This is a genomic window from Sphingobacterium sp. HMA12, assembly GCF_002933815.1.
Lineage (GTDB): Bacteria > Bacteroidota > Bacteroidia > Sphingobacteriales > Sphingobacteriaceae > Sphingobacterium.
In genome coordinates this window covers 17,684-41,529 of record NZ_BEYR01000003.1, presented here as the reverse complement: position 1 = coordinate 41,529, position 23,846 = coordinate 17,684, and the positions used below count along the sequence as shown (strand labels likewise).

Genomic DNA, 23,846 nt, shown 5'->3' with positions numbered 1-23,846 from the left:
CACTGAATTAAAAACCGGCAAGGACACTGTTCCGGATTTATCCCTCGCCGCAATTTTGTCTAAAACCACTTCTTTGTCCTTTTTATGTCAATTCCTGGCCAAATATTTTCACAAACACAATATCCTTATATATTTGTAAATCTTCTGAAAATAGGCTGCACTAAAAAGTATTTATCTTCACCTCTATGGACAAAAGGGCTACAATGATCTGGTTTAGAAATGATTTAAGACTTCATGACAATGAAGTTTTTTATCAAGCCTCTGAGAAGAGTTCCTTCATCATTCCGGTCTATTGTTTTGATCCCCGTTATTTTGAGCGCAATCAATTTGGTACATTAAATACAGGTGTGCTGCGTGCTGCTTTTGTGATCGAAGCAGTCACTGCCCTAAAAGAGAAATTAAAAAGCCATGGCAGTGACCTGCTGACTTATATTGGCAAGCCTGAGGATATTATCCCGCGGATTGCTCAAAAATACCAGGTCAACGAAGTCTACCACCATCGGGAGGTTGCCCTTCGCGAGACTTCTATCTCGGAGAAAGTAGAAAGTGAGTTGTGGAGCGCCAAAATCAACCTTCGCCACTTTATTGGCCACACCCTTTACCATAAAGAGGACCTTCCTTTTCCGATCAAGGATATTCCAAATGGATTTTCCGTTTTTAAGAAAAAGGTAGAGCGCGAGAGCTCGGTACGCCAACCGATACCATTTCCGTCCAATTTCCTGACCCCGCCACATCTGGAAGACACCAAGATCCCGACGCTAAAAGACCTGGGCTATTCGGACGAGGAGATTAAGTCTGTTGATGACATCTATATATTGGGCGGCGAAGACACGGCATTGAGTATTATGCATTCGGTTTTGTCCACTTACCCGGAGACAGAGCAGGATCCGGTCATATTAGGTCCATTCATTGCTGCTGGAGCTTTATCTCCAATCCTTCTTTATAACAACATTAAGAAATTGGGGGAAGGAAAAAAGGACAAACGATTCGAAAAAATAATAGATGGCTTACTTTGGCGGGATTATTTCCGTTTTATGCTCAAAAAATATCCCAATATATTTTTCAAGCCCTTGGGCACGAAAAATAGCAATGCGGTCGATATTCCGGCATTAACAGTAAATGAGGAGCTATTTGAGAAGTGGAAATCCGGAAAGACAGACCATGACTTTATCAATAGCACGATGATACAGCTCAAAAAAACAGGTTTCATTCCCTACCAAGCCGGATTGATTGCGGCAAGTTACCTGGTGCATGAATATCAGGTCAATTGGTTAAAGGGCGCCTCCTGGTTTGAAGAACAACTATTGGATTATTCTCCAGCTACAGTATATGGCCAATGGTCACATATCGCCGGTGTGGGGACCAGTGATAAGGACAATAAGGCCTTGGACTGGCAAAAATTGATCAAAACAAATTTCCCTAATGGCCTTCCAAAATTGGATGAATTATTTGCTAAATAAATCTTCGGCAGAAATAAATAATTTCAAAACAAAAGAAATTTGTAGGGCATAATAACCCCTTTTTAAATCCTGCTAAAAATGTTAAGAATTGGATAGATTTATTGATTAAATTATTCAATTTCAGTATTAGAAACTCTTTTTTTATTCATAACTTTGACAAATTTCATAGTTTTAATTGTAAATGGACAATCTGACATATTTGAGTAATGCTGATTCGGCTTATGTCGATGGCTTATATCAATCGTACAAGCAAGATCCCCAATCGGTAGATTTCGGATGGCAAAAATTCTTTGAAGGTTTTGATTTCGGTCAAAATGCTGGTGGAACGACAAGTTCAGTAGGCGAAGCTACTCCTGAGCACGTATTGAAAGAAATCAATGTGCTGAACATGATCAATGGTTACCGTGATCGCGGCCACCTCTTCACACACACCAATCCTGTTCGCGAAAGACGTAAGTACTACCCTGGAAAGGAATTGGAAACGTTTGGTCTTGCTGAAGCAGACATGAACACAGTTTTCAATGCAGGTGTTGAAGTTGGCTTAGGTCCAGCAACATTAAAAGATATCCGTCAACTGGTTGAAGATACCTACTGCCGTTCCATTGGTGCAGAATTCAAATATATCCGTAATCCAGAAAAGATAAAATGGTTACAGGACCGCATGGAGGCGGACCGCAATGTACCGAAATTCTCTTTGGATACCAAAAAGAGAATCCTGAACAAACTTAACCATGCCGTTGTATTTGAAAACTTTTTAGGCACTAAATTTTTAGGTCAAAAACGTTTCTCTTTGGAAGGTGCAGAAAGTTTAATCCCTGCATTGGACTCCGTTATCGAAAAAGGTTCGGAAATTGGCATCCAAGAGTTTGTTATCGGTATGGCACACCGTGGCCGTTTGAACGTATTGACCAATATCATGGGTAAATCTTACAAATCCATCTTCTCGGAATTTGAAGGTAAAACCTATGCAGACGATCCTGAAGTAAACTTCGGTGGTGACGTAAAATACCACTTGGGTTTCTCTTCTGAAGTAAAAACCAACGATGGCAAATCCGTTCACCTGAGTTTGGCACCCAACCCCTCCCATTTGGAAACAGTAGATCCAATTGTCGAAGGTATGGTCCGTTCTAAAATCGACTTCAAATACGATGGTGACTCATCGAAAATTGCGCCGATCATTATTCATGGTGATGCTGCAATCGCGGGTCAAGGCGTGGTATATGAGGTGACTCAAATGTCCAAACTAGACGGCTATAAAACTGGTGGTACAGTACATATCGTTATCAATAATCAGATCGGTTTTACAACGAATTATAAAGACGCTCGTTCAGGCACCTATTGTACTGATGTCGCAAAAATCACTTCTTCACCCGTATTTCATGTCAATGGGGATGATGCTGAGGCTGTAGTTTATGCGATTAACCTAGCTGTTGAATACCGTCAAAAATACAAAACAGACGTATTTATCGACTTATTATGTTACAGAAGATTTGGTCACAACGAGGCAGATGAGCCTAAGTTCACACAACCTTTGTTGTACAAAATCATAGAAAAACATCCGAATCCGAAAGAAGTATACGCAAAAAAATTAATCTCCGAAGGAAGCATTGATGAAGCGTATTCAAAAAGTATAGAAAAAGAATTTAAGGCCGAATTGCAGACTAAATTTGAGGAAGCAAAAACAGTTGAAGTATTGACTGAAGATATTCCGATGTTTAAAGGTGCATGGGAAGGACTACGTCCGGCAAAAAAAGGAGAGGTTTTAACAACGACAGATAAAACTAAAGTTGCAAAAGATTTATTCTTAAAACTAGCGAAAGAGATCACGACATTACCTGCGGACAAGAAATTCTTCCGTAAGATCACGCGTTTATTCGAAGATCGTGCTAAAATGATCAGCAATGACGCATACGATTGGGCAATGGGTGAATTAATGGCTTATGCGACTTTATTGGATCAAGGCAACCGTGTTCGTATCTCCGGCCAGGATGTACAACGTGGTACATTCTCACACCGTCATGCGGTATTGACACTGGAAGATTCTGAAGAAAAATATGTTCCTTTAGCCAATATCAAAGGGGGTGATAAATTCTCCATCTATAATTCATTACTTTCAGAATATGCTGTTTTGGGTTTTGAGTATGGTTATGCCTCTTCCAATCCAAATTCATTAACAATTTGGGAAGCACAATTTGGTGATTTCTACAATGGTGCTCAAATCATCGTGGATCAATATCTGTCAAGTGCGGAAACAAAATGGAAACGTTCAAACGGTTTGGTCATGATGCTTCCACATGGTATGGAAGGACAGGGCCCTGAGCACTCTTCGGCACGTATTGAAAGATTCCTGGAATTATGTGCGAATGAGAACATGGTCTTGGCAAACTGTACATTACCGGCCAACTACTTCCATTTATTGCGCCGTCAACTGGTACGTGAATTCCGCAAGCCATTGGTGGTATTTACACCAAAATCCTTGTTGCGTCACCCGAAAGTGGTATCTCCATTGAAGGACTTCACAGAAGGTGTATTCCAAGAAGTTATTGACGACGCAAATGTTGCTGCAAAAGATGTAAAACGCGTATTGTTCTGTTCCGGTAAAGTTTATTATGACCTATTGGAAAAACAAGAAGCGGATAAACGTAAGGATGTTGCGATCGTCCGTATCGAACAATTGTTCCCAATTCCAACAGAGCAATTAAAGGCAATCCGTAAAAAATACAATAAAGCCAAAGAGTTTGTATGGGTACAAGAGGAAAATGAGAACATGGGTGCATGGTCTTACTACTGCCGCAAACTGATGGGTACTGAGATTGCATTTACAGGTTTCGTAGCGCGTAAAGAAAGCGGAAGTACAGCAACAGGTTATATGAAACAACACGTTGCTCAACAAGCAGAGATCTTAAATAAATCATTCGAATAAAAACAATTTAAAATCAATTGCGTCTTATGTATAGGACGCAATTGTCAATAAAGAACATTATATATGAGCTTAGAAATTAAAGTACCAACCGTAGGTGAATCAATCACGGAGGTAACCTTATCACAATGGTTGAAACAAGATGGCGATTATGTGGAGATGGATGAAAACATCGCCGAACTGGAATCAGACAAAGCAACGTTTGAATTACCAGCTGAAAAAGCAGGTATCTTAAGAATCATTGCACAAGAAGGTGATACTTTAGAAATCGGTGCTGTCGTTTGTACAATTGAAGAAGGTGAAGCTCCGGCTGGTGGTTCAGCTCCGGCTGCCGCGCCTGCTGCTGAGGCATCATCAACTGCTGCTCCGGCTGCTGCTGCAAAAGACGAAGATCCAGACAGCTATGCTGCTGGTACGGCTTCCCCTGCTGCTGCAAAAATTTTGAGAGAAAAAGGAATTGATCCTTCAACTATAAAAGGAACAGGTAAAGATGGCCGCATCACAAAAGAAGATGCAGAGAAAGCTCAACCTGTTGCTAAAGCTGCTGCGCCAGCTGCAAAACCTGCTGCGGCTCCAGCTGCGACAGTTGCTCCTGTGGCGGGTTCTAGAAACGAACGTCGTGAGAAATTATCTTCATTACGTAAAACGATCGCAAAACGCTTAGTTGCCGTTAAAAACGAAACAGCGATGTTGACAACATTCAATGAAGTCAATATGCAACCGATCATGGATCTACGTGCTAAATACAAAGATACTTTCAAAGAGAAATTTGGAATCGGTCTTGGATTCATGTCTTTCTTTACAAAAGCTGTTACCACAGCATTGGCTGAATGGCCTGCTGTAAACGCCCGTATCGAAGATAACGAAATCGTATATTCTGATTTTGCTGACGTTTCAATAGCAGTTTCTGCACCTAAAGGTCTGGTTGTTCCAGTTATCCGTAATGCAGATGCAATGTCATTGGAGCAAATCGAAAAAGCGATTGCTACATTGGCAGGTAAAGCACGTGACAACAAATTGACGATCGACGAAATGACAGGTGGTACATTTACCATCACCAATGGTGGTGTATTTGGATCCATGATGTCAACGCCTATCATCAATGCACCGCAATCGGCTATCTTGGGTATGCACAACATCATTCAACGCCCAATCGCGGAGAATGGTCAGGTTGTGATCCGTCCGATGATGTATATCGCGCTTTCTTATGACCACCGTATCATTGATGGTCGTGAGTCAGTAAGCTTCTTGGTTCGTGTAAAACAATTATTGGAAGATCCAGCTCGTTTATTGTTGGGTGTATAATTGCTACCAAAATATGATAACAAAGAAAAGACCTATACGATTGTCGTATAGGTCTTTTCTTTTTGCGAATATCAATCATTGCTCCCTGTCCCGCGCCACATAAACCTTGCGACGTACCTTTTTCCAAATTTGCCGCCGCGAATCTACATTAGGGTTTTCATTTCTTCTTTTTAATTTATACTTTCAACTGTGGATATTTGTTTGATAATAGATTATCAGCGAATTAAATAAGCTAACGAGGTTCATGTTTTGACCAGCAGAACGGTAGATGCATTAAATAAACAATTATGAACAGAAAGATAATAGGCCTGACGATAATTCTTTTGCTCGCTGTGTTGACACTCTCGGCCAATATGGCCAATCCGTTTGGTCCACATAGCATCACAGCGCAATTGGTTCCTGCGGGTAAAGCAAAAGTACTTCACGAACGAATAGACATTCATATCGTACGCGATTCACTGGATTATGATGATAAGAGCCAATTCAATATCGAATATATTATCCATGCGGAGGAAGACATGGACTTCCCTTTGGTATTCCTTGCCCTCAATTTAGATGGATTAGAAAAGGTGATCATTAACCAAAAAGAGATAAAATCCCTCACTTTGGATCCATCGGACATAAAATTCTCTTTCCTACGGTTCAAAGATGGTTATTATGAGATCAGCTATGGAAAAGCGGAATGGGAACGAATTAACCTGAGTGACGCATTTTATTTTACGGCCAAGCTTCACAAGGGTGAAAACAGCATCAAGGTTCAGTATCGTGCTTTTATGGGCTTTGATCGAAGGGATATTCTGACGAAATACCAAATTGAATACCTCCTGTTTCCCTCCAAATACTGGTCGTCCTTTGGTCCTATTGACCTATACCTGCACCCGGGAAATAAGATGAAGGCTTATGCGCAGAATTTGGGAACCCCGAAAGAGCAAACTGACACGCTCGTTCACTGGATCATTGAATCCCCCGGAAAACAGGGCAGTTTTACAATCGAAGTAGGCGAAAAAATATCGTTTCCCGCACAGGCACTCCTGTGGATCCATCCCGAAGTCCTTGCCCTAATCGGATCCATTGTACTGCTCTATTTGCACATCAGGTATATCTACAAAAAATACAAAACAGGTGCTTATCGTTATGCGCTGCTGCTAGGAAATCTTATTGTACCGGCGTCATTTTACGGCTTTTGCTGGTTTTGGACCAGTCTGGCAAATTACTTAATCAATGGCATCTTTGAGCATAATGTCCGGGGCTATATCCTCCTGGTCTTATTTACGCTACCTCTGATCTATATCGTCTATGACCTCATCCTATTTGTTATCGACAGGAGTATCAGGGCGCAATTTCAGAAAAAGCAAGGGGAGTAAGCCGACCTATTTTTTATAGGTTAGCTTATTTTCAATCATGCGATTGTTATATTGCTGAATAAAAGCTTTCATCTTGGTCTCCATGGTATCCAAGATGGCAGGATGTTGCTTGAGTAAATCTTGTTTCATCAACCGATCTTGCTTCATATTATAAAGCGATACCGGCTTAAGGCCATCATAAGACATCATATAATCCTTATAATAAAAATTATAGCTTCCTGCATTATTGTTCAGCACAAAATTATCCCTTCCCGGTTTAAAAGCATCCGAGCCAAATGCAAAATAAGGTTCGTCATAATGGAGGTAATTTAAGACCGTGGGCATAATATCAATTTGTTGGACCAACTTATCTGCTTTGCCGACCAATCCCTCCCCAGGGGCATAAAATATAATCGGAATCTGAAACCCGCCCGCTGTAGTCTGGTACTCCGGCAGGTAACTTACGGTAGCATGATCGGCGCAGATTACAAATAAGGTATTATTGAACCAGGGCATTTTAGAGGCCGTCGCAAAAAATTCACGCAGGGCATTGTCGGTGTAGCCGATCGGCTCCTGTACCGGCAGCGGTCCTTTGGGAAATTTCCCCTGATATTTTTCGGGTACCTTAAAGGGATGATGTGAAGACAGCGAAAAGAAACTCGCAAAAAAAGGTTGTTTCAACGTGTTGATCTTATTGGCCGTAAACTGCAGAAAAGGTTCATCCCAGATTCCCCAGATACCATCAAAATCTTGATCGTTATTGTATTCGTTTTTGCCAAAGTAGTGTTGGATTCCCGCCAGTTTCATATAAGCCGAGAAGCCCATACTTCCGTTTGGAGCACCATGGAAAAAAGCGGTTTCATAGCCTTTCTTTTTCAAAAGTTTGGCTAGACTGGTCGTTTCATTACCGGAATACACCGATAGCACAAATGGTTCACCGATGGATGGAATACCCGTAATGACCGACGGCAAGGCATCGATGGATTTCCGGCCGTTGGCATAGGTATCCGTAAAAGTATAGCCATGGCGAATCAGAGAATCCAGAAAAGGGGTATATCCCTTATATTTTCCGCCTTGAATATCTTTATTCAGCTCGCCAAAATGCTCTTTTGCGAAACTTTCCAAAATCAGGACAACAACATTCTTTTTGTTGAAAGGCTTATCCGTCTGCGGAAGATGAATCGGGTCATATATTTTGGTCAGCTCCTGCTCCGGGTAATAATTCATCGGCTTGAGGCTCACCGCCTTTAAGGTTTTCAGGATGCTGAATGGTGTATTCAGCACAATATTCATTTCCTCGGGGGTGTCTACATAATCACCGGCGTTGCTCAAAGTGATCGGACGGGTGCTATGTGCCCATCCGCCACGGACACCACCTATAAAAAGAAAAGCGGTCAATAAAAAGAAGGGAACCTGAACCAGGAGAGATTTCCAGGAATAACGTTTCGGTTTTTCCAGTTGGATCAATTGATACGACTTGGACAGGCCATAAACGAGCAGTGCAAATACCAGCAGGAGATACCAGTAATCAAGACAAAAATCAAATGCCAATTTAAAAAGATTGGTTTCATTTGAAAACTGACTTAATACGGTGCCTGTTGTGCGTTTTAGTGTAAATGGGTAATAGGCATAATCAATTAGGTTCAGTGCTATTCCTATTGAGTTGACCACTACAAAAATCCATTTAGCAATCCGTTGATAAGTCTGATGATAGGTGAACGGTCCGGGCACTGTTTGCATGACAATATAGAGGATATTCAAATAGAGCAAGGCCACGATATCGAAACGTACGCCACCGCCAAACATCACAAACAGTTTTCCCGCATTTACATTGGGGAATAAGGAGGCATTGACGAGGTAGAATCCCCAACGTAGTAAAGCATAAACGACTAAAAGAAAAGCAAAGCGAATAGCAACTGCAATATAGGGTGCTAGTATTCCTCTTAATTTCATCCTGTTAATATTTTAGAAATTCACGATAGACCTGTTGATAATATGCTTTGGCAATATTCAAGATACTGTCCGTTTTAGCGGCAGGATAGTCTTTGTTAGCCCGATAATTGATAATTCGGCCGACATTATCAAAAGATACCGCCTGCTCGGGTGTGATTGCACCAAAGGCATCTTTGGAATTATAAAATGCAATCTGCGGAGTCGTTGGGTTGAATAAATCGCGACTCCAATGATATCTATTTGTTGGGAGCTTCAGCTGCGTCAATAATGTAGTTGCTAAATCTGTTTGATTTCCTATGCGATTGAAGATTTTGCCCCGATATTCAGGCTTAATTACATCGCCAAAAAAGATCAATGGAATATGAAATCTATTCGGGTGATAAAGCTCCCATTTTTCCGAGGGCAACCGATGACCATGATCCGCAACAATGACAAAAAGCGTATTTTTATACCATGCTTCCTTTTTCGCTTTGCCAATGAAATCGAAAACAGCTGAATCCGTATAATTGGCCGTGCTTCTAAACTTGTCCGCGTTATTGGTACTGCCAAATTTGTAACCATGCTTTAATTCGAATGGTTCGTGATTGATCAAGGTAAAGATCGTTGAGAAAAACGGTTGTTTTTCTTTGTTAAAATCCTTGATCATCTGATTAAACACGACATGATCATACACGCCCCAAGAAGCCCTTTCGGCATCCAGTCCAAAACTGCCATTATCAACCACTCTGGAGATACCGTGTGTCAGCATATAGGACTTGAAATTATAAAATTCACTTTGTCCGCCATGATAAAATGAGGTTTCATAGCCTGCGTGATCAAATTCCTGCCCAATAGCAGGCATGTTTTCATGTTTGTCGATGTATTTAATGATACTTTCCGGTCCTTGGGCCGGGAAGCCGCTCAAAATAGCAACCATCCCCTTATCCGAACGGTCAGCTGCCGAGTAGATATGATCAAACAAAATCCCGCCTTTGATCAGTTCTTCCATATGCGGTGTAATTCCCTTCTCGCCGCCCAAAGATTGAATAAGATCGCCGACAAAACTTTCCAGCATAATGATCACAACATTCGGACGTGTGGTGGATAATACCTCAACTGCAGAATCGGGCTTGCTCTGAAAAGCGGGCTTTAGCTGTTCCTGAATAGCCCTATCATCCGACCCATAGAAATCATAAGGGCTTTTTAACTTGGTACTTTTCGTAAAAAAGTCACGCAAAAGCGACCACTGTGTATTCACCGCTGCATGGTTATAAAAGGTAACTTCGGAATAATAAGCTTTACTGGGGTTTAGTGTTGCCCGGCCATATCCTCCTCGGATAAAGGTAAAAAGCACAAAAACACCTACTGCCAATTTGAGAAAATTACCAACCGGCGATTTAACATTATAGAAATGCACCTTTTTGAACATCCAACGATAGAGAAAATAGCCACAGAATATGCCCACTAACATACCTAATATCGGAAGAAAAACCGGCGTAGATTCTGCTGAAGCTACCGCTCCAGAAGGTGAAGCCAAGAAAGCATCAATGGCACGTTTCGAGATTTTGTCGCCCCATTCGCGATAGATATTGACATTAATAAAGCTGGTTACGAAAAATAAAACAAGTACAACAACGGTATAAACATCAAGGATAGTCCGTTTTGGTTGAACTTTTGGAAAAAATTCCAGAATACAATACACGAGAAATGGAAGGGCACAGATATAGGATACTGCCGAAAAATCAAGGCTCAATCCATGGAAATAAATTTTAAAAACCTCCGTCAGATGATCCGTCCCTATTTTTTCAAAAAAAGCAAAAATAAAAATAAATCTATCTATAAAACAGATAATTAGCCAAAACAAGAAATATTGTGTTAACGCTCTAAGTTCGTTCGCAAATCGTTGCATCCCTTCGTGTAAAAATAAAACAGGCAAATTTACATTAATTTACATTAAAACTAGGCTAATTGACTAGTAATATGAAGAAAAGATTAAAAAAGTATTAAGGTTTGAGTATTGCGCCCTATCCTTGGTCTTTGATCTACAATCAATAACAAGATCAATGATAACAAGGAAAATAACATAGAATTCCTTACTTTTGTATTCCTTAAAAAATTGAATATAGAATTTAAAATGAGCATAGCGAAAACTTACAATCCAAAAGAAGCTGAAGAAAAATGGTACAGCTATTGGAAAGCGAACGGATTTTTCCGGTCCACTCCTGACGAACGTGAACCTTATACGATTGTAATGCCGCCACCGAATGTCACTGGCGTATTGCACATGGGTCATATGCTGAACAATACCATTCAAGACGTTTTGATTCGCCGCGCACGTATGCAGGGCAAAAACGCTTGTTGGGTACCGGGGACTGATCACGCCTCCATTGCCACTGAAGCTAAGGTCGTCGCTATGTTAAAGGAGCAAGGCATTGATAAAAAGTCCTTATCGCGTGAGGATTTCCTAAAACACGCCTGGGAATGGAAAGAAAAATACGGTGGCATTATCCTAAAACAATTGGAAAAACTAGGTGCTTCCTGTGACTGGGACCGGACCCGTTTTACCATGGACCCTGAATTGTATCAATCGGTAATCCGTGTATTTGTCGACCTTTACAATAAAGGATTAATCTACCGTGGTTACCGCATGGTCAATTGGGATCCGGAAGCAAAAACCAATATTTCGGATGAGGAAGTTGTTTACAAGGAAAAGAACGGAAAATTATACCACCTGAAATATCAAGTTGAAGGATCAGATCAATATATTGTTGTTGCGACCACGCGTCCTGAAACGATATTCGGTGACACGGCCGTATGTATCAATCCAAATGATGAACGTTATACCTGGCTAAAAGGAAAACAGGTAATTGTACCGATTGTAGGCCGTAAAGTGAATATCATCGAGGATGAGTATGTTGATCTGGAATTTGGTACGGGTTGTCTTAAAGTAACTCCGGCGCACGATGTCAATGACTACGAACTCGGCAAAAAGCATGATCTGGAATTTGTAGATATCTTTACAGACGAAGCAAAATTAAATGACAACGGCTTACATTACGCCGGTATGGATCGTTTCAAAGTCCGTAAAGAGATCGAAAAGGAACTGGAAGAAAAAGGATTGCTGGAGAAAGTAGAGAACTACACGAATAATGTCGGCACATCGGAACGAACCGGTGCGGTTATTGAACCAAAGATCTCCAACCAATGGTTCCTGAAAATGGAAGACCTGGCAAAACCTGCGCTGGATAATGTCATGGATGATACCATTAAATTCCATCCGACTAAATTCAAAAATAGCTACCGCAACTGGATGGAAAATGTAACGGATTGGAACATTTCCAGGCAATTGTGGTGGGGGCATCAGATACCGGCTTATTTCTATGGTGACGGTAACGACGATTTTGTTGTTGCTCAAACCGCCGAAGAAGCGCTTTCTCTGGCTCAACAGAAGTCGAACAATGCGAATCTAACACTTGCGGATTTACGCCAGGATGAAGATGTGCTTGACACCTGGTTTTCAGCCTGGTTGTGGCCTATCTCTGTGTTTAACGGAATCAATGAGCCTGAAAATGCAGAAATTAACTACTACTACCCTACTCAGGATCTGGTTACTGCACCTGATATTATTTTCTTCTGGGTAGCACGTATGATCGTATCGGGTTATGAATTCCGTGGACAGCTACCTTTTGAAAATGTTTATTTCACAGGTATCGTACGCGACAAGCTGGGCCGCAAGATGTCAAAATCTTTAGGCAATTCACCTGATCCTATTGATCTAATGAATGAATATGGTGCCGATGCAACACGGATGGGAATGTTATTGACAGCTCCTGCTGGGAATGACCTGCCTTTTGATGTCGAGCTTTGTGTTCAAGGCCGTAACTTTGCCAATAAGATCTGGAATGCTTTCCGTTTGGTAAAAGGCTGGGAGATTAGCGATGCTCCAGCTTCGGAATCAGATAAAATTTCGGCGTCATGGTTTGAGGCAAGATTCAATCAGGCATTGGCTGAAATTGAAGAGAACTTCAAACATTACCGTCTATCGGATGCCCTGATGACATCCTATAAATTGGTTTGGGACGATTTCTGTGCCTGGTATCTTGAACTGGTCAAACCGGCTTACGGTTCTCCTATCGCTTCGGAAACCCTGGAAACAGTAAAATCTTTCTTTCAGCGCATATTGACATTGGTACATCCGTTTATGCCTTTCCTAACGGAAGAACTGTGGCATGATGAACTATTCGGTGCAAAAGAAGAGAAAGACTGTATCATTGTTGCTGAATTCCCAAAAGTCAGCGCATTTGATGAACAGGTCATCAAAGATTTTGCTGTAGCACAACAAATCATTTCCGAGGTGCGTAATATCCGTAATTCGAAAGGAATCTCACCAAAAGTAGCATTACCTCTGGCGATCAACCAACAGTCTGACATTGACCTCGCACAATACATCGCGATCATCACGAAAATAGCCAACTTGGAGTCGGTCACTTTTGTAACTGAAAAAGTAGCCGGAGCAACAAGCTTCCTGGCAGGAAAAGATGAATGCTATGTGTTATTGGAAAATAATATCGATGTCGATGCTGAGCGTGAGCGTATCGAAAAAGAGCTGGATTATCTGAAAGGATTCTTGGTATCTGTAGACAAAAAACTTTCAAACGAGCGCTTTGTACAAAATGCGAAACCAGAAATCGTCGAAAACGAAAAAAGTAAGAAAGCCGATGCAGAAGCTAAAATTAAGATTCTTCAGGACAGCTTAACTACCCTGGGTTAAAATCATAACATGATAGTTCTCCAAAGTCCCGCAAATTGCGGGACTTTTTTTTAGGAGGACAACTGCTTCCATCGATGCCTCGGCGCATCACGGATGTCTCTGCGCTGAAGTATCCGTTGATTTTTAACTTTATAAGAATTCCTATAAAAAAATGAATAACTTTATAAGAGCGAACTTAAATTATATTATTATGGGATTCAAGGAAACATTTCAAATCAACGGTGAAAACCTACTGCAGAAAATCAAAGAAGTTATTGCAGAGGGCAATGTGAATAAAATCAGTATTTCGGACAAACATGGTAAAGAAATCATGAGTTTTCCGGTTACTGTGGGGGCAATCGGACTGATCCTGGCGCCGGTATTTGCTGCAATAGGTGCCGTAGCAGCTTTACTCACCGAGTGTACAATTACGGTGGAGCGAAACAGCGAAAAGAAGGAAGAGGATAAACAGGATGACCCTACTGAGCCACCGACTACGATCACTGTCAACTAATTTGACCTTAAAAATTTACGATCATGAAAATCATAAAGAATATTCTCTGTGTTTTGTTCGGACTACTTTTTATTAATGCAGGCCTAGATAAGCTCCTTCATTATATGCCTATACCACCAATGGACATCGATATGCAGAAGGTATTTCAGGCTTTTGGCACGATAAAATGGCTGATGCCATTGGTCGGAATCATCGAACTGTTAGGCGGCTTATTATTTATCCTCCCAAAGACAAGAACTGTAGGGGCACTGGTTATCTTTCCGATACTCATTGGCATTTTCACACATAACATGGTTTTTTATAGCCAAACGGGATTAATTATCTGGGCCGTGCTTTTCGTCATTTGGCTATGGGTGGTATTTGAAAACTGGGGGAAATACAAAAAACTGATGGCGTAATTGTTGTGTTGATCCAAACAGAAACGGAAGAATCCTGTCAGGTAGAAACTCCTGTTGTTAAGAAATAAATAGGCATTATATGTTTTTGTTAGCATAAAATTAAAAAATAAAAAACTTTATACTCCCAAAATGGTTTGGTCAATTATTTGATGTATTTGTAGGATATCTCCTCAATAGCATGGAATTTGCCGTGAGGAGAGGAACTGTCCAAGGTTTGCATATACGCATGTGTAGCGCAAATTAAACTATAGGTAGCAGAAATTAAACTTGCATATACAAGCAAATTTATCTTAGTTTGTTGAAGTGGCGGGGATATAACTTAATATCTGAAAAACTTTACAAACTTTTTTCCGTTTTAATTTTTATTAATAGATACTTAAATCAAATTATACGTTGAACAGATTTACCCGAATTGCTTTTAAAACAATATTGTGGATTATTGGAGTAATAATTGCGCTGGTTATTCTAGTTGTATTTTTAATCAGACTACCTTCCGTTCAGAACTATATCGCTGGAAAAGTAACTCATTATGTCGAAGGAAAAATAGGTACTCCCGTAAAAATCGGCTATATCAATATTGATTTTCCGAAAAAATTAGTGTTACAGGATATCTATCTGGAAGATCAGAGCAAGGATACGCTTGTTGCCGGAAAAAGCATTGCTGTGGATATCAACATGCTCAAACTACTGAAAAACACTGTAGAAATCCAAAGTATCGAAGCGGAGGGGATCACCGCAAAAATTCGAAGAACGTTACCGGACAGTTCCTTTAATTTCGATTATATCGTCAAAGCATTTGGCTCTGAAAAGGAGAGCAAACCTACTGCCGATACGACTTCGGCCCTACTCTTTAATCTCGATAAAATAAAACTGGATAAATTTCATATCGTTTATGCTGACGATGTGATCGGAACCAGTGCTGATGTTTATCTGGGTACGCTAAATACCAATATCAAGAAGTTTGACCTGACCAAAAACATGGCCTTCAATCTGCCCAAGGTAAAAATAGACGGCTTGAGTGCAACCGTAAAACAATGGAAACCTGTCGTGGACGGCACCGCTCCATCCGTCAAAGACTTTGGCATTACGGACAAAACCGCACAGACCACGACCCTTCTTCCAGATGTGGGAATACAAATTGCCGACCTTGCCAATATCCTTGTCCGCTATGAGGATCAATCCAGCTCGCTTAAAACAAAGTTTAACATCAAAAATCTAAGAGCAGATATCAACAAGATTGATTTAAACAAGGAGCTAGTTGATATTCAAACCATCCACCTCGATGGCTCCGACAATGAGGTGCTCTTTGGAAAAATAGCGAAGAAAACGCAGCCTACGCCTACGGGCAATGCCCCAACGGATACCACAAAGATCAAGTGGATCGTCTCTGCCAAAGACATCACGATCAATAATACTGCTCTGGCTTATCGGGATGACAATCAGGCCCGCATGAAAGGCTTTGATTATTTCAACATTAAAATTCCGGGGATAAAAACCAATCTGACGGATCTATATTACAGTGCCGATTCGATCAGCGGATCACTGAATGAGCTGACTGCCTCCGATCACTCCGGTCTGGTCATCAAACAGCTCAAAGGCGACTTTAAGTATACGAATACAGGGGCGGAAATTAAAAACCTATACGCGGAAACACCGCGCACGCTTATTCGCGATTACCTCAAAGTCACCTATCCTTCACTGGATATCATTAGCAAAAAGCCGGAACTGATCTATGTCAATGCAACCGTCAAAAAGAGCCATGTCGATATGCGTGACATTTACTACTTTGCTCCCTTTTTGGATACCATGCAGGTTATGAAGCCGTTGATGGATAAAAAGTTTAATATTGATGGCCGTGTCATAGGTAAACTCAACGACCTAAATATTCCCAATATTGATTTCCAGACGCTATCCAATACACGTGTTATCGCCAGTATGCGACTCAAAGGTTTACCGGACGTAAATAAGATGTCCATGGATCTTAATCTGAAAAAACTAACGACAGGTCGATCCGATATCGAAAAACTCGTTGCCAAGTCCATGCTACCTAGCAGCATCGAACTGCCGAATACAATCGGACTAACAGGAACGTTTAAAGGTGGCATGACTGCTTTTGACACCAATCTTTCGTTGGTGACGGAAAAGGGTACAGCTAAATTTGACGGTAAAGTCAGTATGGCGGGCAGAGATACAACCTACGATGCTTTTGTTAGCATCCGTGATTTTGATATTGGCAAGATCATGAAAATGGACAGTACATTAGGCATCCTTTCCTTTGAAGGAAAAATAAAAGGACATGGAACAGACCCCAAGAAACTGGTCGCCAATTTCGATGGCAAAGTAAACCGTATGGACGCCATGGGCTATCGGTATCAGAATATCGACATGAACCTGACTGCCGATAAAGGTGATATCAAAGCATCAGTAGTGAGTCCGGATCCCAATATTAAGCTGAAACTCGACGCTACAGCGGATATGAAATCCACTTATCCGAAGGTAGATTTTGAATTGCAGGTGGATACCATCAATCTGAAAAATCTGAAGCTGATGGCCGACGATTTCAAATACCACGGTAAGATGGTCGGGCATTTTACTTCGGCGGATCCAAACTTTCTCAATGGGGAGGCACATATCACCAACTCTTCCATCGCCTATAACGAAGCTTACTATTCCCTGGATAGCATATCCCTAATTGCAAAATCGGATACATCGAGAAATTTGCTACTGCTAAAATCTTCATTTTTCAATGCCCACTTGGTCGGGAAATATAAGATACTAGAACTACCGAATGCCGTTCAAGATATTTTGCAGGTCTATTACCAACCCGGAAAACCTGTCAAGGTACCACCTTATGAACCACAGAATATCGAATTTTCAGCGCAGCTGACCCGTACTAAATTTGTACAGGATTTTGTCCCGGAATTGACCGAAATGAAAGATATTACACTGGATGGAATGTTCAATAGTGCTACGAAAACAATATTGGCCAAATTGGATGCGCCGAAAATAGTCTACAATGGAACAGAGATAAACAACGTTACCCTGGATGTAAATACCCTGGACAGCACACTTTACTACTCGGCTTTGATCAATAAGATCAAGGTCAGTAATATCGAACTTGTCAATACGGTATTTAGTGGTTCTGTGATACAGAATAACCTGGATTTTGGCCTGTGGATAAAAGATAAAAAGGAGAAAGAACAGTATCATTTGGGTGGAGATATGCGTGTAGCTAACGGTGCATTTGTGTTCAATCTCCATCAGGATGGCTTAATGCTTAACTACGACAAATGGAACGTAAATCCGGCCAATGTACTTAAATTTGGTAGTACAGGTATTCAGGCAAAAGATTTTGTCCTGAGCAGTAAAGGGCAAGAATTAAGTATATCCTCACAAGACAGTGTCTTAAATTCACCGGTTAATATTTCCTTTAAAAATTTCCGTATCGAGACCCTAAGCAAAATGCTTGAAAGCGACATCATGGATCTAGGGGGCGGCATCAACGGCCAGGCAACAATATCACGCCTGGAAAGTAGTCCAGTATTTGTTTCGGATCTGCTCATCGATAAATTCTATGTTGGGAAAGATACCGTTGGAAATGTGAATATTAAAGTCAACAACGAAAAAGAAAATACCTATAGCGCAAATGTTAGTATCAGTGAAAATGGCAATAATGTGGTATTAAACGGTGATTTCATTAGTCCACCGAACGGAGAATCCAGTCTGGATTTCACATTGGATATCCAACCATTGAGCATGCAAACCGTACAAGCCTTTAGTTTGGGTTATTTGAAAGAGTCGAAAGGAAACCTGGAAGGTCAATTGAAAATTACAGGCTCACCTTCGAAACCTCGTATAGATGGTGACGTGAAATTTAAAGATGCCCAATTCAATATTGCTATGTTAAATGCCCTTTTCAAAGCAAAAGACGAGACGGTGCATTTTGATAATAGTGGCATTAGCTTTCCCAAATTTGCATTGGAAGACAAAAAAGGAAATATCGCCAAAGTTACGGGTTCGATCGACACAAAAACCTACACTGATTTTGATTTCAATCTGAATGTGAATACCGATAATTTTGAGGTGCTCAACTCAACCCAGACGGACAACGACATGTTCTATGGTAAGATGTACCTGACATCCAATCTGCGGATCAGAGGAAATCTGGACAAGCCTGTAGTCGATGGAACAATCAAAGTACTTGACGATACCGATTTTACCTTTGTCATGCCAAATGAGAATCCAGGGATCGCTGACCGTAAGGGGGTCGTAGAATTTGTGGATAAGAGCGATACCACCCGTGCGAATGTATTTGCCAAATTGGATTCTATGACGGTTACAAAATTGACAGGGATAGATGTGGATCTGAATCTACAGACAGACAAAGAGGCTAAATTTAAGATACTCTTAGATGCAGGATCGCAAGATGCCCTTAACATTCAAGGTCAGGCTGAATTAAACGCCGGTATAGATGCCAGCAGCAAGATTACCTTGTCTGGAACATTTACTGTAGATAAAGGAAGTTATTCCTTTAGTTTTGGCCCCGTGAAAAAGGATTTCACCTTCCAAAAAGGAAGTACGATTACCTGGAATGGAGATCCATTGGACGCACGGCTGAATATTACAGCAGCATATCTAATCAAAGCGCCGACTTTAGAATTGGTGGCAACGCAATTGGGATCTGAAAATGCAAATCTGTATAAACAACGTGTCCCATTCAATGTTTTACTAAAAATTACGGACAAGCTCTTCCAGCCACAATTAGGTTTTGATATCGATCTGGATGAGAATAACTCTATTGTCTCTCAAGATGTGGTCAGCAAGGTAAACAATGCGCTGACTACCCTCCGTGAAAATCCGTCTGAACTCAACAAACAGGTGTTCTCCCTCATTGTATTGGGACGATTTATGTCGACGAATCCATTTGAAAGTTTATCCGGTGGTGGTGGTACGGAAGCCATCGTTAGAAATAGTATCAGTTCATTCTTGAGCGGTCAGCTGAATCGTCTCGCTTCAGAATTGATTACTGGTGTAGAATTGGATTTCAACCTGACCTCTGAGGAAGATTATGCTACCGGTGCCGGACAGACAAGAACAGATCTAAATATCGGCGTCTCAAAAATGCTTTTGAATGACCGTTTAAAGATTACTATTGGTTCCAATTTTGAAGTGGAAGGTAATACCCGGCCCGGAGAAGCGTCCAATAATATTGCCGGAGATATTCAATTGGATTACCAACTTTCACAAGATGGCCGCTATTTTGCCCGTATGTATCGTAAAAACCAATACCAGGTGACCCTTCAGGGGCAATATGTAGAGACCGGTATCGGATTTATTATCAATATGGATTACAATAAGTTTAAAGAGATCTGGATGAGCTCTAAAAAACTTAGAGAGTACTATGATACCGATAGCAAAGGATTTAGAAAACGCTTCAATGTGGAACGGATGGAAACAGATTCGGTCTATCGGGACAGTGTCCGTACTGTTATTAGAGACAGTTTGATGCTCCATAGTCCGGAGTATAGAAAACGTATTGAAGAACGCGAAAAAGAAAAACGTAAACAAGAATTGGACTCCAGTAAAAATGCACCAAAAAATCCTGGTCCAAAAACAAATTTAGATACGATTAGAACGACAGCGATTAAAAATGAAGATGAGGAAAGGAGTTATCATGCGAGCTAAACTGAGATTTGCTATCGGAATATTGACATTGGCGACAGTAATAGCTTCCTGTTCTTCCACGAAGAATTTGAAAGAAGGGGAAAGCCTATATGTCAAAGGTAATGTGACCATCGATTCGGATACCATTTCAAAGGAGAATAAGGAAAAGCTTTCCACCTATCTCCAATCCGCTTTGATGCCCAAACCTAATAAACGTTTGGCGGGCGTTCCGTTCAAGCTATATTTTAATAATATGGCCGGTGATTCTGCCAATAAAAATATGATCAAAAGGTTCTTCAAGAAAATCGGCGAAGAGCCGGTTTTGTTGAGTGATGTCAACCGTGAATATAACGAGAACCTTTTACGAAACCGCTTGGAGAATATCGGCTTTTTCAATGCGGAGGTCAGATCAGATACGCTGGTTGAAGAGAAAAAAGCAACTGTCAATTACACAGCAAAGCCTAACCTGATCTACCGAATTCAATCGGTCAAATTTGACATTGACAGCAGCACACAGCTGGGGCGGGATATTCGTTCATCTTCGGATAAAAGCCTGCTGCAGGTAGGAAAAAACTACAGTCTGGATGTTGTGCTGAATGAGCGTGATCGTATTGACAATGACCTTAAAAATAAAGGTTATTATTATTTTAGTCCAGATTATATTCTTGTACAAGTAGACAGTTCACACCGGAATAACAGGGTCGATATGTACGTTACGGTGAAAAAAGAGACCCCTGCGCAAGCGAAAGTTCCGTCTAAAATAAATAAAATTTATATTTTCCCGAATTACACAGAGACCAGTTCGGGCTACCAGCGGTCGACCCGAAATGCAGAGTTATTTGACAGCAGCTACTATTTTATAGATCGTAATCATACATTTCGAAAGCCCGTTATCGCAAACCATATTTTCTTCAAACCAGGTGACACCTACAACCGTACTGCGCACAACCAAACGATTAGTCATTTGGTGAACCTGAACAGCTGGAAATTTGTGAAGAACAACTTTGTGGATAGTAAGGAAGTACCTAATGCACTGGATGTATACTATTATCTAACGCCACTCCCCAAAAAATCATTACGGGTAGAACTATTGGGCAAAATGGCATCAGTCTACAATGGTACAGAGGTCAACGTCAACTGGACGTTGCGCAATGCATTTAAGGGTGCAGAGCAATTGAGCTTCAATGTCTTTGGCGGATATGAAACACAGACGGGTGGAAATGCGGATCTAAATTCCAGTTATTACCGCTACGGAATGGAAGCTACAGTAACTTTTCCGAGGATACTCTCTCCTTTTGGCCATATTAATCCTTCACGCCGTTTTATTCCTAAGACCTATGTGAAGGGCCGATACGAGTTCCTCAACCGTCGTAAAGCATATACACTGAATTCTATTGCATTGGATTATGGTTATATCTGGCAAGAGTCAGAGGAAAAGCAGCATGATCTCGCTTTGCTGGAAATTACCTATGTACAACCTAAAGGTATTTCGGAAAATTATCAAAAGCAAATGGATACGATCCCCGCTTTACGGCATGCGATCGACCCACAGTTTACGATTGGCCCCAATTACAACTTCACTTTTCAGAATACAATGAAGCAGCACCTGAAAAATACATTCTATTTCAAAGGTAATCTGGATCTCTCGGGCAATATCCTTGGCTTAATCAAAGGTGCGGATTTCAATAAAGGCAAGACTTTCAAGTTATTTGACGCATACTTCTCCCAGTATATTAAATTAAGTGGTGATGGAAGACATTACTTTAAATTATCAGAGAATTCGCAACTGGCTTCCAGGGTAAGTCTTGGATTGAGTTATTCCTATGGAAACTCGCGATCCCTACCCTATTTGAAACAATATTATGTCGGTGGTCCGAACAGTATCCGCGCCTTTGGTGCCCGCGCTATCGGTCCCGGAACGGTTGCTCCGGAAAAATTGAGCAATGGTTTATTTTATGCAGACCAGACTGGTGATATCAAATTGGAACTGAATACCGAATACCGGGCTAAGCTGGCTGGTTTTGTACATTGGGCAGCATTTATTGATGCGGGTAACGTCTGGCTGCAACGCGAAGATGTGAATAAGCCCGGTGCGAAATTCAGCAAGAACTTTTTGAATGAACTTGCTGTGGGCGGTGGCGCTGGCTTGCGTTTCGACTTTACTTTCCTGATCATCCGGACTGATTTTTCAATTCCTTTCCGTATTCCCTACCTACCAAAAGGGGAACGCTGGGTATTTAAGGACATTGATTTCGGCAGTTCGCAATGGCGGAAAGACAACCTGATGTTCAATCTGGCTATTGGTTATCCATTCTAGCCTCAGGCGACATCTCTAGGTCATGTTTCAACCACTATCATTTTATGACGTTGAAAAATCAAGTTATTCCGGTGAAATTGATTGATTTACTGACAATAATTCGTTAAATTCAAGCATTATTTACTAATCCACATAAATGCTCATGAAATATCCATGTAGAAAAACAGTACAAGCATTCGTAAAAATGGACTGGATATTCCATATGGCCTTTAAAAAACAAATAATTTACATATGAAAGTAACTATTGTTGGTGCTGGAGCTGTAGGCGCAACTACAGCAGACAATTTAATCCGTCGAAATGTCGCCGAGGAAATTGTGTTATTGGATATCAAGGAAGGATTTGCGGAAGGAAAAGCGCAGGATATGGCTCAAACGGCAGCCTTACTGGGCTTTGAATCCAAGATCAAAGGGGTAACCAATGACTATCTGTCTACTGCGGGCTCTACTGTTGCTGTCATTACCTCAGGTATTCCCCGCAAGCCGGGAATGACCCGCGAGGAATTGATCGGAACAAATGCCAATATCGTTAAATCGGTTGTAGAGAATTTGGTAAAGCACTCTCCGGATATCATTATTGTCATTGTTTCTAACCCAATGGATACGATGACCTATCTCGCGCTCAAATCGAGTGGCTTGCCTAAAAATAGGATTATCGGAATGGGTGGAACATTGGATTCCGCACGCTTCAAGTATCAATTGAGTGAAAAATTAAATGCTTCAGCCGCGGACCTCAATGCTATTGTCATTGGTGGTCACGGCGATACCACGATGATTCCGCTGATCAAGCACTCCACGTGGAACAGCATTCCGGTCAGCAACTTTCTAACCGCCGAAGAACAGGCAGAGATTGTGCATAAGACAATGGTTGGTGGAGCAACTTTAACAAGCCTTATCGGCACCTCTGCCTGGTACGCGCCGGGAGCTGCTACCGCTGCAGTGGTCGAAAGCATTGTACGTGACCAAGGTAAATTGTTTACTGCTTCCGTTTACCTCGAAGGTGAATTTGGTCAGGAAGATATCAATCTCGGTGTTCCGGTCATTATCAACAAAAAAGGATGGGACCGTATTATTCCACTGCAACTGGATGAAGAGGATAAGGAAAAATTCGGCAAAAGTGCCGATGCGGTACGTACCATGAATAATGTATTAAAAGAAATAAACGCGTTGTAATCAACATACAGCAGCGAATGGAAAGGCCGTTATTGGAATAACGGCCTTTTTTATGTCTGGTTTGCCGATCATT

Annotated in this window: 12 protein-coding genes; 10 read left to right on the top strand and 2 right to left on the bottom strand. The window is 41.2% G+C overall.

Annotation, left to right across the window (positions count from 1 at the left end; translation table 11 throughout):
* Positions 1-203: 203 nt before the first annotated feature.
* The 4 genes from HMAT_RS17045 (at position 204) to HMAT_RS17030 (ending at position 7,049) form a co-directional block, all read left to right on the top strand.
* Positions 204-1,460: a deoxyribodipyrimidine photo-lyase gene (locus HMAT_RS17045; RefSeq protein ID WP_233789412.1), complete on the top strand. Its 1,257-nt coding sequence runs from the start codon at positions 204-206 to the stop codon at positions 1,458-1,460.
* A gap of 181 nt (positions 1,461-1,641) precedes the next feature.
* Complete coding sequence (locus tag HMAT_RS17040; protein ID WP_104384074.1) at positions 1,642-4,383, top strand: 2-oxoglutarate dehydrogenase E1 component; 2,742 nt, start codon at positions 1,642-1,644, stop codon at positions 4,381-4,383.
* A gap of 63 nt (positions 4,384-4,446) precedes the next feature.
* Complete coding sequence (odhB, locus tag HMAT_RS17035) at positions 4,447-5,685, top strand: 2-oxoglutarate dehydrogenase complex dihydrolipoyllysine-residue succinyltransferase (protein ID WP_104384073.1); 1,239 nt, start codon at positions 4,447-4,449, stop codon at positions 5,683-5,685.
* A 287-nt stretch (positions 5,686-5,972) separates the two neighbouring features.
* Positions 5,973-7,049, top strand: a complete 1,077-nt coding sequence (locus HMAT_RS17030; RefSeq protein ID WP_158655973.1) for a hypothetical protein — start codon at positions 5,973-5,975, stop codon at positions 7,047-7,049.
* A gap of 6 nt (positions 7,050-7,055) precedes the next feature.
* Here HMAT_RS17030 and HMAT_RS17025 read toward each other — a convergent pair whose 3' ends face one another.
* Together HMAT_RS17025 and HMAT_RS17020 are read right to left on the bottom strand one after the other, a co-directional pair.
* Entirely contained in the window at positions 7,056-8,981 is a 1,926-nt protein-coding gene (locus tag HMAT_RS17025; protein WP_199768692.1) for an LTA synthase family protein, read from the bottom strand.
* Positions 8,982-8,985: 4 nt separating this feature from the next.
* Positions 8,986-10,713, bottom strand: coding sequence for an LTA synthase family protein (locus tag HMAT_RS17020; protein ID WP_233789411.1), 1,728 nt, complete (start codon positions 10,711-10,713; stop codon positions 8,986-8,988).
* 381 nt (positions 10,714-11,094) lie between these two features.
* Here HMAT_RS17020 and HMAT_RS17015 point away from each other — a divergent pair, with 381 nt between their 5' ends.
* From HMAT_RS17015 to HMAT_RS16990, 6 genes are all read left to right on the top strand, one after another.
* Positions 11,095-13,731 (top strand): valine--tRNA ligase, encoded by a 2,637-nt coding sequence (locus HMAT_RS17015; RefSeq protein WP_104384069.1) that lies wholly within the window; start codon positions 11,095-11,097, stop codon positions 13,729-13,731.
* Positions 13,732-13,921: 190 nt separating this feature from the next.
* Positions 13,922-14,224 (top strand): DUF4342 domain-containing protein, encoded by a 303-nt coding sequence (locus tag HMAT_RS17010; protein WP_104384446.1) that lies wholly within the window; start codon positions 13,922-13,924, stop codon positions 14,222-14,224.
* Positions 14,225-14,247: 23 nt separating this feature from the next.
* Entirely contained in the window at positions 14,248-14,622 is a 375-nt protein-coding gene (locus tag HMAT_RS17005; protein ID WP_104384068.1) for a DoxX family membrane protein, read from the top strand.
* 393 nt (positions 14,623-15,015) lie between these two features.
* Positions 15,016-20,307: a translocation/assembly module TamB gene (locus HMAT_RS17000; protein ID WP_104384067.1), complete on the top strand. Its 5,292-nt coding sequence runs from the start codon at positions 15,016-15,018 to the stop codon at positions 20,305-20,307.
* Entirely contained in the window at positions 20,273-22,603 is a 2,331-nt protein-coding gene (locus tag HMAT_RS16995) for a BamA/TamA family outer membrane protein (protein ID WP_104384066.1), read from the top strand. Before HMAT_RS17000 ends, HMAT_RS16995 begins: the two co-directional genes overlap by 35 nt.
* Before the next feature lie 231 nt (positions 22,604-22,834).
* Positions 22,835-23,773 carry a malate dehydrogenase gene (locus tag HMAT_RS16990; RefSeq protein WP_104384065.1) on the top strand — a complete coding sequence of 313 codons (939 nt, stop codon included), beginning with the start codon at positions 22,835-22,837 and terminating at the stop codon, positions 23,771-23,773.
* The last annotated feature ends 73 nt before the right edge of the window (positions 23,774-23,846 follow it).

What these genes read in the sequence shown, in the direction of transcription:
- HMAT_RS17045 (WP_233789412.1), top strand. Translation starts at nt 204, where the DNA reads ATGATCTGGTTTAGAAATGATTTAAGACTTCATGACAATGAAGTTTTT.
- HMAT_RS17040 (WP_104384074.1), top strand. Translation starts at nt 1,642, where the DNA reads ATGGACAATCTGACATATTTGAGTAATGCTGATTCGGCTTATGTCGAT.
- odhB (WP_104384073.1), top strand. Translation starts at nt 4,447, where the DNA reads ATGAGCTTAGAAATTAAAGTACCAACCGTAGGTGAATCAATCACGGAG.
- HMAT_RS17030 (WP_158655973.1), top strand. Translation starts at nt 5,973, where the DNA reads ATGAACAGAAAGATAATAGGCCTGACGATAATTCTTTTGCTCGCTGTG.
- HMAT_RS17025 (WP_199768692.1), bottom strand. Translation starts at nt 8,981, where the DNA reads ATGAAATTAAGAGGAATACTAGCACCCTATATTGCAGTTGCTATTCGC.
- HMAT_RS17015 (WP_104384069.1), top strand. Translation starts at nt 11,095, where the DNA reads ATGAGCATAGCGAAAACTTACAATCCAAAAGAAGCTGAAGAAAAATGG.
- HMAT_RS17010 (WP_104384446.1), top strand. Translation starts at nt 13,922, where the DNA reads ATGGGATTCAAGGAAACATTTCAAATCAACGGTGAAAACCTACTGCAG.
- HMAT_RS17005 (WP_104384068.1), top strand. Translation starts at nt 14,248, where the DNA reads ATGAAAATCATAAAGAATATTCTCTGTGTTTTGTTCGGACTACTTTTT.
- HMAT_RS16995 (WP_104384066.1), top strand. Translation starts at nt 20,273, where the DNA reads ATGAAGATGAGGAAAGGAGTTATCATGCGAGCTAAACTGAGATTTGCT.
- HMAT_RS16990 (WP_104384065.1), top strand. Translation starts at nt 22,835, where the DNA reads ATGAAAGTAACTATTGTTGGTGCTGGAGCTGTAGGCGCAACTACAGCA.